10 protein-coding genes are annotated in these 13,907 nt (G+C 34.5%); 8 read left to right on the forward strand and 2 right to left on the reverse strand.

Features of this window, described 5'->3' with window-relative positions; all coding sequences use genetic code 11:
* Positions 1-182: 182 nt before the first annotated feature.
* Positions 183-545, forward strand: a complete 363-nt coding sequence (locus HYN86_RS13785; RefSeq protein ID WP_113678555.1) for a BlaI/MecI/CopY family transcriptional regulator — start codon at positions 183-185, stop codon at positions 543-545.
* Positions 542-2,566 (forward strand): M56 family metallopeptidase, encoded by a 2,025-nt coding sequence (locus HYN86_RS13790; protein ID WP_113678556.1) that lies wholly within the window; start codon positions 542-544, stop codon positions 2,564-2,566. The genes HYN86_RS13785 and HYN86_RS13790 overlap by 4 nt, the downstream gene beginning before the upstream one ends.
* A gap of 81 nt (positions 2,567-2,647) precedes the next feature.
* Here the strand turns inward: HYN86_RS13790 and HYN86_RS13795 are convergent, their stop codons facing one another.
* Positions 2,648-4,117 carry an FAD-dependent oxidoreductase gene (locus HYN86_RS13795; RefSeq protein WP_205334602.1) on the reverse strand — a complete coding sequence of 490 codons (1,470 nt, stop codon included), beginning with the start codon at positions 4,115-4,117 and terminating at the stop codon, positions 2,648-2,650.
* A gap of 247 nt (positions 4,118-4,364) precedes the next feature.
* Between HYN86_RS13795 and HYN86_RS13800 the strand changes: the two genes are divergently transcribed.
* The 3 genes from HYN86_RS13800 (at position 4,365) to HYN86_RS13810 (ending at position 6,006) form a co-directional block, all read left to right on the forward strand.
* Positions 4,365-4,568 (forward strand): hypothetical protein, encoded by a 204-nt coding sequence (locus HYN86_RS13800; RefSeq protein ID WP_113678558.1) that lies wholly within the window; start codon positions 4,365-4,367, stop codon positions 4,566-4,568.
* A gap of 190 nt (positions 4,569-4,758) precedes the next feature.
* Positions 4,759-5,436, forward strand: coding sequence for a hypothetical protein (locus HYN86_RS13805; protein WP_113678559.1), 678 nt, complete (start codon positions 4,759-4,761; stop codon positions 5,434-5,436).
* A gap of 126 nt (positions 5,437-5,562) precedes the next feature.
* Entirely contained in the window at positions 5,563-6,006 is a 444-nt protein-coding gene (locus HYN86_RS13810; RefSeq protein ID WP_113678560.1) for a hypothetical protein, read from the forward strand.
* Between the two features lie 90 nt (positions 6,007-6,096).
* Here HYN86_RS13810 and HYN86_RS13815 read toward each other — a convergent pair whose 3' ends face one another.
* On the reverse strand, positions 6,097-7,320 hold the full coding sequence (locus tag HYN86_RS13815) for a DUF763 domain-containing protein (protein WP_113678561.1): 1,224 nt from the start codon (positions 7,318-7,320) through the stop codon (positions 6,097-6,099).
* A gap of 543 nt (positions 7,321-7,863) precedes the next feature.
* Here HYN86_RS13815 and HYN86_RS13820 point away from each other — a divergent pair.
* The 3 genes from HYN86_RS13820 (at position 7,864) to HYN86_RS13830 (ending at position 13,720) form a co-directional block, all read left to right on the forward strand.
* The gene (locus tag HYN86_RS13820) at positions 7,864-11,040 is read left to right on the forward strand and encodes a SusC/RagA family TonB-linked outer membrane protein (RefSeq protein WP_113678562.1); all 3,177 of its coding nucleotides are present in this window, start codon (positions 7,864-7,866) and stop codon (positions 11,038-11,040) included.
* Positions 11,041-11,052: 12 nt separating this feature from the next.
* The gene (locus HYN86_RS13825; RefSeq protein ID WP_113678563.1) at positions 11,053-12,477 is read left to right on the forward strand and encodes a SusD/RagB family nutrient-binding outer membrane lipoprotein; all 1,425 of its coding nucleotides are present in this window, start codon (positions 11,053-11,055) and stop codon (positions 12,475-12,477) included.
* A 283-nt stretch (positions 12,478-12,760) separates the two neighbouring features.
* A complete protein-coding gene (locus tag HYN86_RS13830) occupies positions 12,761-13,720 on the forward strand; it encodes a YheT family hydrolase (protein ID WP_113678564.1) in 960 nt (319 codons plus the stop codon).
* Positions 13,721-13,907: the final 187 nt, after the last annotated feature.

Genomic DNA, 13,907 nt, shown 5'->3' on the forward strand with positions numbered 1-13,907 from the left:
TGCTAAAAATAAACAAAAAAATCAGATGTTGTTTTAATGATTGATAATTAGGCGTGTACTTGTTCTTTTAATGGGATTATTTACTGCCTTTTAAAAGTAATTACTAAGTCATTAGTTAAAAAACTAACAAATTAGTTTGTCTACTAATTAATTAGTAGTATCTTGCATCAAAATATTTAACCATGATAAAATTAGCGAAGAGAGAAGAACAGATCATGCAGGTTTTTTGGGATTTAGAAAAAGCTTTTATTAGAGATATAATTCCGTTGCTGCCAGATCCAAAACCACATTACAACAGTGTTGCAACAATTGTAAAGATCCTTGCTGAGAAAGGATTTTTGAATTATGAAACTGCTGGGAATATGCATTGCTTTTTTCCTGTTATCAGTAAGGAAGAATATCAGCAATTTGCTTTGAAGGATATTGTAAGTCAGTATTTTGATAACTCTTACCCAAGAATGCTAGCCTTTTTTGCCAAAGAACAAAAGCTTTCAGAAAAGGAATTGGACGAAATTGTCAGCATAATCAAAAAAGAAAAGATATGATACCGTACATTCTATACACAGCCCTTATTCTTTCAGCCTGTTTTATATTTTATAAACTGCTGCTGCAAAAAGAAACTTTTTTTCATTTAAATAGGTATATACTGCTGACTTGTATGGTATTGGCTTTTGTTCTGCCTTTGGTTCCAATACCGCATCAATTGTCCTTTAGAAAAGCGCCGATAGAAAATACTCCTACTATAACAACAACTTCTGCTGTCAATCCTGCAGGTACATCTGTCGTGACTGAAAAAATGCAACAGCCCATTTTTACAGAAGAAACTCAACAAGTAATCAATGTTGAATTCTTACTGCAGTGTCTGGTTTATTTATATTGGTTTGGTGTAGTGGTTTTTGGGTTTAATTTTTTAATGCAGGCTGTTATACTGCTGTTAAGAGCCAATTCTAAATCAGTAATCCAAGATGGTAAATTTCGCATTGTCGAAGTAACAGGTGACAAAGCACCGTGTTCTTTTGCCAATAATATTTTCATTAATCCCGAAAAGTATGAATGGGAAATTTACAATCAAATTTTAGATCATGAAAAAATTCATATTGAGCAGAAACACACTATCGATCTGCTGCTGGCAGAAATAGTTCTAATCTTTCAATGGTTTAACCCCTTTGCTTGGCAATGGCGAAAAGCATTAGAAACCAATCTTGAATTTTTAACCGATGATCAAATGCTGCGACAAGATAACGTCGAGAGAGAAAGTTATCAATTTAGCCTGCTAAAAGTTGCCGCGCCGCAATTTCCTTTGAGTCTTACAACTAATTATAATCAATCATTATTAAAAAAACGAATCATCATGATGAACTCAAAAAAATCAAATGTGCACACCACTTGGAAATATTTTTTCCTAGTGCCTTTAATGGTGCTTTTTGCCTGCCTTTTTAATCAACCGGCAGCGCAGAGTCAAAACCTAACTTCCCTTGGGGAAGCTAAACAGGACAAAGTTGTTCAAAACGGAATGCAGACAGATGGAAATTGGTTTGCCGTTATTAAAGGTAATTCAATAGAAATTACTTTTAAAGGCGATGAAAATGACAATTCTTCAACTAATTTTCAGCTAAATGAAATTAATAATCTTCCGAGAGATAAGCAGGGCGAATTTACTATAGCACGCGAAGCTGGAACAATGCATTTTACAGGAAAATTTGAAGGAGACCGAGGAATGGGAACCTATAAATTTGCGCCAAATAAAGAATACCGCACATCAATGAGCAAAGAGGGAGTTGATCTTAAGAAAGACGAAGATTTTCTGGTTTTCTTTATGATTAATGTAAAACTATCTTATGTTCAAATGCTTAAGAAAAATGGATTCAAGGATTTGGATAAAGATCAAGTTATTCCTCTAGCAGCTTTAGATGTTAGCGAAGCTTATATTACTTCGATTAAAAAATCAATTCCAGACATTGATTTGGATAATTTGGTTCCATTTAAATCATTAGGAATAGATAAAACTTTTATTGAAGAAATACGTAATTCAGGTTATAAAGATGTTAGTGCAGAAAATATTATTGCATTAAAAGCACAAGGTATTGATGCAAAATACATCACTGATTTCCGTACTACTGCTAAAAAAAGCAATAAAAATAAAGTTGACGACGGCAGCAATGAAAACGAAAGCGACGATGATGATATTATTACGTTTAAGTCATTAAATATAGATCAGGCGTTTGTTGATTCTTTCAAAAAGTTAGGATACAACAATCTTTCAAGCAGTGATTTAATTAGCATGAAATCGCTAAATGTTACTCCAGAATACATTAAGAGTTTTCAAAATGCAGGTTACAAAAATATTCCTGCTGATAATTTAATTGCTTTGAAATCGCAAGATGTAACACCTGAACTAATGAAAGAGTATAAAAGTCTTGGTTTTGAAGATTTAGACTTAGAAGAAGTTGTTGGAGCAAAAGCAACAGGAACGACTCCATCTTTTATTAAATCGATGCGAGCTAAAGGACATGATTTTAAAAGCATAGATCGCTATATAGCATTAAAAGCTCTTGCTAATAATTAAAATCAACTAAAAAATCAATCAAGTTGTAAGACAAAAAGCCCAAACCGAATAGGAATGGGCTTTTAGCTTTTACTAATCTTGTTATTTTTTTGATTCTTTACTTTTTAAACAGCGTCCTCTTGGTTCGTCGCCTTCATGAAGTACAATTTCAGAGTGGAGGAACTGTGCGGCATCTGCGGAATCTTTTACTTTTACGGCACTGCGTTCTAACATTTCGTTTTCAAACTCATTTAATACGCTTTCGCGAATGCCGCTTTTTCTCCATTGCGATAATGGTTTGCATTTTTTTGAAATAACGCGGGCCAGTGTAAGCGCATCGAGTAGAGCTTGATTGGCACCTTGTCCCTTAAAAGGACTCATTGGATGAGCAGCGTCTCCAATTAAGGTTGCTGGACCAGCATTATGCAGTAATTCTGATCGAAGTAAATCTCTATCATATACAGGATATCCAGAAATCTTACCCTCAGGAGTAGCGCTTAAAATCTGTGGAATAGGATCGTGCCATTGTGTTCTTCGGCATGCTTCTTCTTTTAGTGCTTTTGGTCCTTGAGCGCTTAATTTTTTTGCTTCTGCTTCTGACATCGGAAAGCTGAGCTGCCACATTATGGAGTCGGTAGTATAAGGCATCATGTAGATTCTTTCGTTGCCATTAGCCGTTTGAAATACCGTCGCAGCATCTAACAAAGTACTATTATGATCTTCCAGATTTTTTAGAGGACAAATTCCAAGTATTACAATACAGTCTAGATAACGCAGCGGACTAATAGTATCGCCTATCAATAGTTTACGTACAGAACTTCGAATACCATCAGCCCCAACAACAAGATCGGCATTAAAGCTTTTGGTTTCTCCATTTACGTGAAAATTTAGATTGATGCTTTGATCTCCACCTTGTTTAAAATCAATTAATTGATGTCCCCATTTTACAGTATCATCTCCGCCAAGCTGTTCTAACATTGCTAACCGAAGCGACTGTCGTGCAATATGCATATTGGTGCGTTTGGCAGTTGTTTTTGTTCCAGATTCCAGCCATTTTCTAATTCCCCATTCTCCAATAACTTTTCCGTCTGTGGTATGAACGATGTGCCTGGTAGAAATTACCTTTTCTTCCAATGAAAAAATTCCCAGTCCTTCAATCGCTTTGCTTGCTTGCTGTAGTGTAAGTCCGTATCCTTGAGAGCGAGCCGAAAAATTAACATCACGCTCAAAAAGTGTAAATGGAATACCGCGGTGAAGGCATGCCAAAGCTAAAGCTGCGCCTCCAATTCCTGCACCAATAATTGCAACATGAGGATAATTTTCTGTATCCGCCGTTGGATGACTTGACGAAGGAATCAATCCAGATCCGTTACAGTTCAAACATGTGTAAAGATGGGCTTTAGGCCGAATTGGAGCTATTCCTTCACCATTTGATTTTTCGAAATCCTCCAGTTCCGTTTGATATTGAAGTCGTATTTTCTTGCTCAGTCTGCGGCTTTTTTTACCACGGCCCTGACATTCTTCACAAATAGTCCAGCTGGTTTTTTCTATTTCATTCTTTTTTACTCTCACTCTTTTATAACTGAATCTAATTGGAATTAATGTCTTTTATAAATCGTTTTAAAAAACAATTCTAAAGCAGCAAATTTAAGGCAAAAGATTACGGGCACAAAATTACTCTAAATATTAAAAAACAAATGAGACTTGCTTTTAAAATACTATCCGCTATGGAAGTGGTATTTTATAACTTTTAAAAATGATTATATAAGCTTAAATGCTGGTATTGAAGTAATTTAGTGAAAATTAAAACTTAGAAATTATGAAAGCAAATAATCAAAATCAGAACATCACTAAAAATAGTGATTCTGCTAATAGAACTGATAGAAATGATATGAGAAAACATCAATATAAAGATCATGATGAAGTTTTAACAAATGATGAAAATTATGATGTTGACACTCATAAGTTTAAAGGTGAAGAACCCGATTTTGACGATAAGTTGAATAATGAAGAAAAAAAATAAATTATAAAAAGTCTCAAATTATGTTTGAGACTTTTTAATTTTGGCTGTTTTCCTAATTGGATTTTCTTTTGCATTTTGTGGATAAAAATTTACAAGAAGAAAACAAATATGCGCCGATTTTTATAGATTTGTAAAATATGTCCATTCCCAAAAGTGATGAATTGGGAAACAATTATAAAATTTAAAAACAATGAAATCTGTTACTTCGATATTTTTATTTTTACTGTTTTCTTACTCTAATTCTTACTCTCAATTAAGTTCAGATAAAATATTCGAAAGCTTTAAACAAGGTGAGCGCACCAATTGTTCGTCAATCGCTTTTATTAAAGCAGCACTTAATGTTTATGGACTAGACAATCTTTTTGTAACTGAAAAAATAAACGATAGTCTTCAAAAAATAACACTAAAAAATAATGCCTCATTTAATCTGAAAAATGAGGAAATAAATACAGCTAAAATTTCTGCTGGATTTGTATACATCAAAGACAATTGCGACAGCGAAAAAATTACAGATTATGCCATACTGACTTATGCAGTTATGGCAAAATACAAACAGATTGTAGATAAAGAATCCACTTTTGAAAAAGCTTTAGAAGATTTAGAAGACGGAACTGTCTATACACCCACAATTTATAAATACCTAGGTTTTTCGGTAGGCAGACAGATTCAGAAATTAAAAAGAGAGTCTGGAAGCGAATATTGTGGTGTTGTGGCATGGTCAAAAGCACACGCAGTGTTTGTGTGTGAGGACTTTATGGATTATTACGGTAATAAAAAAAGTATTTACATCAAATATCCAGGCCGTTTTAGGATAATAAAGCCGGCAGAAGAGATGGCAAATATTCCTAAAATTGTTCAGTCTTATTAATAAACTGAACTACAGGTTAGTACAGCGTTAATTGTTAATATTTTCAAAAAAAAAGAAAATAATAAACTTGTATTTTAACTTAATTTATATATTTTTGTTTTTAATCAACAACCCAATTACATAAAAATGAAAAGCAACATTATTTTACTAAGTTTCCTTTTATGCTTGACGACTGGTGCTATATCAGCACAGGCAAAAAATGCTCCAAAGAGTATTATTAGTACAACAGCTATTATCCGTAAATACCACGATCAAAAAGAATTGAGCGGTATGCAAAAAGGAGAACTTTTAGAATTGTACATCGAGCGTATTAAAGTTTTAGTAAAAACTCTTCCTTACATTGCTTTGGTTACTAAACCAGGAGTTACTATGGCGGATTTAGGTATTCCAGACGATAGTGATCACAAAAAGATATTAGATAATCAAGCAATAGGTACTACAACTTTCTTAGATACTACAGTAGAGTTTCAAAGAAAAATGATGCCTTACTCTGATAAAGGAAATCTTATCGCGGCTATCTTATTTTACGAAAGCACGTTAAAATCTTTACACGAATTCAACGATTTGTAATATTTATTATTGCAAACGAAATCATAAGCCTCTAAAATCATTTGATTTTGGAGGTTTTTTTTATGCCGTAAAGTTTTCAGTTTTTAAATCTTAAAATAATTCAAGCTGATTATTATTAGGATTTGAAGGTTTTTTTCTTGGAGGTTTTGCGTCTCCAAAAATGGTTTTTCCTCCATATAAATGAGATTGCTCTCTTTCTCTTTGAATCAATGCATCAAAATTAGAATTAGGAGTAAAGTTCTCTTCCGCTTTTCTAGATATTTCAGATAACTTTTGAATCGCAGCAATTTTATCCGAATTACCAATTTTAGCACGATTGATTGCTCTTTGTAAAGTATCAATTGTCTCGTCATATATTTTGACCGGAACTGGAAATGGATGTCCGTCTTTTCCTCCGTGTGCAAATGAAAAGCGGGCTGGATCTTCAAATCGGGTAGGAGTGCCGTAAATTACCTCGCTTACCAAAGCTAGAGATTGCAGTGCTCTTGGTCCCATTCCTTTTAAAAGCAGCAACTCTTCAAAATCTTCGGGTTTATTTTCATGCGTTGTCCAGAGCATTGCGCCAAGTCTTTTCATGTTTACATCTTCCATTCTAACATCATGGTGCGCCGGCATCGAGAGATACTGCATTTCTTTCATGATTTTTGCTGGAGATTCTTTGCATAATTCTAAAATTCCATCTCTTGATTTTGACGCCGCCTGAGCGGTAAGATTTAAGATGTTGCCTTGATTTTCGCCATAAATAAAAGTATGAGGCTCTTCTACAAAAGATTTTAAATCTTGAGAATGCCAGTGATATCTTCTGGCAGTTTTAGAATTAGGATTCATTCCCTGCTGGATAACAGCCCATTGCCCTTTGTTATCGACGATAAAACTGTGCTGATATAATTGGAATCCATCCTGAATAGCCGTATTGTCTACTTTAGCGGTAAGTCTGCTGCAATTGGCAAGATTATTACCATCAAGACCTGTTTTTTCACCTACAAATAAAAGTTCTTGGGGCGTAAGCATAGAATGCTTTCCCTTACCGCCGCAAATGTATATACCTAGTTCTTTTGAGTGTGGATTTACTGATTTTTTGAGTGCTCCCAATACAGATGTTGTGATTCCTGAAGAGTGCCAGTCCATTCCCATTACTGCACCAAAACTTTGAAACCAAAATGGATTACTTAATTTACTTATAACTTCGGAAGTGGAAAATTCTAATGCAATAGTTTCGACAATCGCTAGACCAAGCTTAGACATTCTTTCGGAAAGCCATAATGGAACTTGTCCATAATGTAGTGGGAGATCAGCTGTACCAGAACGCTTCATTTGATAGTATTTCTACAAAAATAGTCAAAAAAAATGCTTCTTTTCAGGTCTAAAGAATAAAACAAACTTAAAATCTCTTAATAAAAATCTAATTCCCGTTAATCACTATTAAAAAAAATCTTACAGAATATCTGGAATGTCTTGATTTAATAACTCCTTTATTTTTAGTGTATTAAAACTACTAAAACGTTTTTGTTAACATTTTTTTTGCAAAAATATAGATTAAAATTTTGGAACTAAAATATTTAATATACTTTTGTTCTATCAAATTAGTCGAGTTTAAAGATGTATTGTAGGTATTGACTTTAAGATAATTTTCTCTGTTAAATCATATCTCTTAAAGTACTTAAGAATTGAAATATTGTATAGGCCATAAATAATAATCAAAAAAAAAAGAAATGAAAAAACGAATGTGCTGCTGATGAAAATATTTCTGTTATAGCAGAAATTACAAAGCTTAAATAAATTGTACATCTCTATAAGGAATGTGAAAGTAGAGTAATCATATTTTCAACCGCCTTATTTATTAACTAAAAGAAAATAATGAAAAAAAAATTAAATAGATATATCTGGTTGTGTGTTTTTTTGATTTCCGTAGGAGTTAAAGCTCAAGAAACCAAACCCTTAATTCAGTCTAAACTTGAAGGAACAGTAGTCGATGCTGTTACGAAGGAGCCTGTTATTGGTGCTTCTATTAATATAAAAGGAACTACACACGGAGTTCAAACAGATTTTGATGGTAAATTTTACTTTCAAACGGGGCAAAAATTCCCTTATACTTTAATAGTTAGTTATTTAGGTTATAAAAAAGCAGAAGTTGTAGTCGATAAAAATGCTGTAGTTATTGAACTTACTGAAGAACAAAATCAATTATCAGAAGTTGTAGTAACTGCACTTGGTATCTCAAAAGAAAAGAAATCTTTAGGATATACAACGCAAGCTCTTAAGAATAAAGATATTGCCGAGACAAAAGAAACCAACTTTTTGAATAGTCTTAGCGGAAAATTAGCAGGAGTTCGTATTACCAACTCTCAAGGGGATATGGGATCTTCACGTATTATTATTCGTGGGGAAACTTCTATTGCAGGAAATAACCAGCCGTTGTTTGTAGTAGATGGAGTTCCTGTAGATAACTCTCAGTTAGGAAGTGTTGGAGGAGCGACTCGTGACTTTAAAAATGCAATTGCAGATTTGAATCCGAATGATATTGAAACCTTAACAGTATTGAAAGGACCGAATGCTGCAGCTCTTTACGGATCACGTGCGGCGCATGGTGTTGTTTTGATCACCACTAAATCTGGAAAAAGTCAAAAAGGATTGGGAATTACTTTAAATTCTGGAATAACGATTTCTCAAGTGGCGACACTGCCAAGCTTTCAAAATACATTCGGACAAGGATCTAACGGAAGATTTAGTTTTGTAGATGGTAAAGGAGGCGGTGTAAATGATGGTGTTGACGAAAGCTGGGGACCAAGAATGGACGGACGTCTTATTCCGCAATTTTTCTCCAACGGCGAGGCAGTTCCTTTTGTTGCACATCCTAATAATGTAAAAGACTTTTTTAATACTGGTGTTACGTACGATAATAGTATTTCTGTTGCCAGATCTGACGAAAAATCAGATTTTCGTTTAGGGGTAAATAACCAAAAACAATTGGGAACGGTTCCTAATAGTGAAGTAAACAAAACAAACTTTACAATCAATACGAATTACCAAATCTCCAAAAACATAAAAGTTGGGGTAACGGGTAACTATATTACGACTAATGCTCCAGCCTTACCTGGTGGTCCATCTGGAAACCGTGCTGCTGGTGTAATGCTTCAGTTCCTTTGGTTTGGCCGTCAGGTAGATATCAATGAGCTGCAAAGCAATAGAGATGTTAACTGGAACAACAGCTACTACAGTAATCCGTATTGGAATGCTTATTACAATACTACCAGCCAGCAGCGTAATCGTATAATTGGTGACGTCCATTTGGATGCAAAATTGGCTGAAGGACTTAACTTTAAATTCCGTACAGGAGTTGACTACTATAACGATCGTAGAAAGTACACGATTAAATATGGTACTAATGGAACGCCTTTTGGATCTTATGCTGAAGATGCTTACACTGTAAATGAGCAAAATACAGAAGGGATTTTTACTTATACTAAAAATCTAAATGATGATTTTAGTTTAGATGCTCTTGCTGGATTCAATATTCGTAACCACAGTGATGCAAACAATTATCAAAAAGCACCGCGTTTGGCTGTACCTGATTTGTATACGCTAACAAATTCTAGAGATCCATTGACTTCTTCTAATTATTTGTCAAGATTAAGAGTTTATAGTGCTTATGCTTCTGCACAATTAGGCTATAAAAACTTTGCTTATTTAAACCTTACAGCTCGTAATGACTGGTCATCTACATTGCCAAGTTCAAATCGTTCTTATTTCTATCCTTCTATTAATGGAAGTTTGATTTTATCTGAAGCTTTGAAACTCAAAAGCAATACGCTGGATTTCTTAAAATTACGCGGTGGTTGGTCTGAAGTAGGTAATGATGCAGATCCTTATCAATTGGCAACAGTTTATAATTTCCAAACAGCGTTTGATGGAAATCCAATTCAAACCTCATCACAAAGGAAATTAAATGAGAACTTGAAACCAGAAACAACACGCTCAACCGAAGTAGGTTTAGAAGCTTCTTTCTGGAAAAACAGACTGCATTTTGACGTTGCTTATTATAATACAAATAGTTTCGATCAGATTTTGGAGATTAAAACAACAGCATCAAGTGGTTACAACTCACAGTTAATCAATGCAGGTAAAATAAACAATAACGGTATAGAAATTCAATTGGATGGAAGCCCTGTTCAAACGGAAAACTTCAAATGGAATATCGGTGCCAATTATTCTAGAAATAGAAGTAAAGTAGAAATCTTGGACTATGCAAAACAAATTCAAAACTATACAATAGGTTCATCTGGAGGTGTTGAAGTATTAGCTTCTGTAGGACAGGCTTATGGAGCGCTTTATGGAACTGCTTACCTGCGTGATGCCAGCGGAAATATCGTAGTAGGAGCAAATGGTTTACCAAAAGCTGATCCGACCAAGAAAGTTTTAGGACATTACACGCCAGATTATTTAGCAGGTGTTACAAATACATTGACTTATAAAAACCTTGAATTATCATTCCTTATTGATGCAAGTGTAGGAGGAGAAATTTTCTCTGGAACAAATAGAACGGGTACTTATACAGGAGTATTGGCTAATACGCTTCCAGGACGTGGTGCTGAAAATGGAGGATTAAGCTACTATTTAAATGGTACTACAAAAACTTTAGTAACAGGAACTCCGCCGGCAGGGACAACGGTTTATGATGACGGAATGATCTTTAACGGAGTATATGATAATGGAACTCCAAATACTCAAGTTATTAGTGCTCAGGAATATTACAAAGCTTCATACAACATTAGCGAAGCTTATATCTACAGCTCAACTTTTGTAAAAATGAGAGAAATTAAACTGGCTTATAATTTTACAAAATCATTTGCTAAAAAACTGGGATTAGAGGGAGCAAGTATTACAGCAGTTGGTCGTAACTTATTCTTTATTTACAAAGATGCACCAAATATTGATCCTGAAACAGCTTTCAATACTGGAAATGCTCAAGGTTTGGAGAGTTTATCTTTGCCAACAACGAGAAACTTCAGTCTTAATGTTAATCTTAAATTTTAAAAACACGAAATCATGTTAAAAAAACTATCATATATAACTCTATTTGCATTGACATTGACCTCGTGCAGTGATACATTGGATGATATTAATAAAAATCCAAATGCAACTGAAACACCATTAGCACCTTATCTGCTAACAGGAACTTTAAAACAAGGAGCCGACTTATACTGGGGTTCAACCAATAACTTTGATTCATCTTTACTATTTGTGCAGCATTGGGCTAAAATCCAATATACTGAGCCAGACAGATATGATGTTTCGAATACTTCATTCACTTCTTTATGGAATACAGGTTACGCAACCTTGATTACAGATTTGAATACGATTATTAATTTTCCAGATGCTCAGGCAAATTCAAATTATAAAGGAATTGCATTAACGCTGCGTTCATGGACATTTTTATTGCTGACAGATGCTTACGGAAGTATTCCTTACAAAGAAGCAGGTCAAAAAGTAACGCCGGCATATGATACTCAAAAAGATGTCTATACAGGTCTTTTGGCAGATTTGAAACAAGCTCAGACTTTATTAAATGCATCAAGCGGTACTGTAACTGGTGATTTGGTTTATAAAGGTGATATCGCTAAATGGAAAAAACTGGTAAATTCACTTCGTCTTCGTATAGCGCTGCGAATTTCTGACAGAGAACCAGATTTAGCTAAACAGGCTGCTATAGAAGCAACAGCCGACGCAGCAGGAGTTTTAAGCAGTAATAATGATACATTTAAGTTTACTTATATTAGTTCGCCTCAGCAAAATCCAGCTTCAGCTTGGTTTGAAACACGTGATGATTACCGTATTTCTAAAACAATGGTTGATCAGTTAACTGTATTATCAGATCCGCGTTTACCAGTTTATGCACAGCTTCCATCAGATGCGAGTGTTGGTAAATACGTTGGAGGTGCTAATGGTTTATCTAACAGTGATGCTAATAGTCAAGGTTTTGCAAAAACATCAAAACCAGGAACTTATTTCCTAACTTCAACATCGCCAGCTGTTATTGCTTCTTATTCTGAAACATTATTTAATCTTGCAGAAGCAGCAGCCCGCGGTTATATTGCAGGTGATTCAGAGCAGTTATATAAAAATGCAATTACAGCATCATTCAATCAATTTGGTATTACCGATGCGGCGGTTATTACGAATTACCTAAATCAGGCATCAGTAAAATACGATGCATCAAATTATGCTAAATCAATTGGTACGCAGAAATGGATTGCCTTTTTCGGACAAGGTCTTGATGCCTTTACAGAGTGGAGAAGGCTCGATTACCCTGTCTTAACTGCTGGCCCTGCTACGGTTTTAGATGGCAAAATTCCGTCTCGTTTCTTTTACCCAGGAACAGAGCAGTCTTTAAACGGAAATAGTTACCAAGCGGCAATTGCTGTTCAAGGAAAAGATTTACTTACAACAAAACTTTGGTTTGATGTAAAGTAATCAGAAACTCGAAATTATATAATAAATGCCCTGTACCAGCTTATTGGTACAGGGTTTTTTATTTAAAACTGTCCGAAAAATAATTTTACAAATGAAAACTGATTCTAGCAGACAAGCATTAAACTGGTCGATAAAAAAATATTTTTAAAGTTTTAGAAGCTAGTTAATAATTATTGACCGATTAAATTTTAGAATCTTAAAAAATGAAATAAAAAAAGACAGTTTTTGATTACATATGAATGGATTGCTTAAATTTGTATAAAGCACCAAAAACTTTCTTATCATGCCAGTAATTGAACAATCAGAATATAATTTCCCTTCGATTATGCATAGGAACAAGCATATTTCTACCATTTATGCTGCTTTGTTTAAAAAGTTTGAAGTTCCAGGATATACGAGAGAAAAACATGAGTTGAACGACGGGGATTTTATCAATATTGATTTTATTATTAATGACCCCAAAAAAGCGGTAATTTTATGTCATGGCTTAGAAGGCGATTCGCGCAGGACTTACAACAATAGCTGCGCAGCTTACTTTCAGCAGCAAGATTTTTCAGTTTTTGCTTGGAATAATCGTACTTGCGGCGGCGAAATGAACCGGCTTCCAAGACTTTATCATCATGGTGCAGTTGATGATCTGGACGAGGTAGTTCAATTTGTTCTCAGAAAAGGATTCGAAGAAGTCTATTTGATTGGATACTCAATGGGCGGTGTGCAGCTTTTAAATTATTTTGGATGGACAAAAATAGATGAACGCGTAAAGGCAGGAGTTTCTATCTCAGTTCCTACACATATTGCAACAAGCGCAGCTGTACTTAAACAAGGTTTTAACAGGGTTTATCTAAAAAATTTTACAATTGATATTAAAAGAAAATTGAAACACAAAGCAGCGCAGTTTCCTGATTTCATTAATAGTGATCAAATAGATAGAATTACCTCTTTTGATGAAGTAGATCACTATTTTACGGCACCGCTTCATGGCTATGCCAGTCGCGAGGAATACTATGAGCAGGTTTCTCCCGAATTTTCTCTTCAAAATATCACTACTCCAGTTTTAATTATTAATTCTCTCGACGACCCTTTTTTAGGCGAGAGATGTTATCCGAGGGCTATAGCGCAGGATAGTGCCTATGTCTATCTCGAAACTCCAAGGTATGGAGGTCATTGTGCTTTTCCACTTAAAAATTCAACGTATTCCTATGCAGAGAAAAGAGCTTACGAGTTTTTTAAGTCCTATAAATAATCTGTAGAGGAGATCTTAGTTATACAAACTTTGATGTTTACTTTTTATTTTCTCATTGTAGAGAATTCTGATTGCGATATGAAAAAACTTTTTTGAAAATTGCTGCTGTAAAGCGATGGAGAAAATAGGATTTTATATCATGCAAATTTTAATTTAAGTGAAAGATGTGGTGAAAAAAATCACTAAA

Source organism: Flavobacterium fluviale, from assembly GCF_003312915.1.
In the GTDB taxonomy this organism is placed as follows: Bacteria; Bacteroidota; Bacteroidia; order Flavobacteriales; family Flavobacteriaceae; genus Flavobacterium; species Flavobacterium fluviale.

Coding starts and splice junctions, on each gene's coding strand:
- HYN86_RS13805 (WP_113678559.1), top strand. CDS start 4,759: ATGAAATCTGTTACTTCGATATTTTTATTTTTACTGTTTTCTTACTCT.
- HYN86_RS13810 (WP_113678560.1), top strand. CDS start 5,563: ATGAAAAGCAACATTATTTTACTAAGTTTCCTTTTATGCTTGACGACT.
- HYN86_RS13800 (WP_113678558.1), top strand. CDS start 4,365: ATGAAAGCAAATAATCAAAATCAGAACATCACTAAAAATAGTGATTCT.
- HYN86_RS13785 (WP_113678555.1), top strand. CDS start 183: ATGATAAAATTAGCGAAGAGAGAAGAACAGATCATGCAGGTTTTTTGG.
- HYN86_RS13815 (WP_113678561.1), bottom strand. CDS start 7,320: ATGAAGCGTTCTGGTACAGCTGATCTCCCACTACATTATGGACAAGTT.
- HYN86_RS13790 (WP_113678556.1), top strand. CDS start 542: ATGATACCGTACATTCTATACACAGCCCTTATTCTTTCAGCCTGTTTT.
- HYN86_RS13830 (WP_113678564.1), top strand. CDS start 12,761: ATGCCAGTAATTGAACAATCAGAATATAATTTCCCTTCGATTATGCAT.
- HYN86_RS13825 (WP_113678563.1), top strand. CDS start 11,053: ATGTTAAAAAAACTATCATATATAACTCTATTTGCATTGACATTGACC.
- HYN86_RS13820 (WP_113678562.1), top strand. CDS start 7,864: ATGAAAAAAAAATTAAATAGATATATCTGGTTGTGTGTTTTTTTGATT.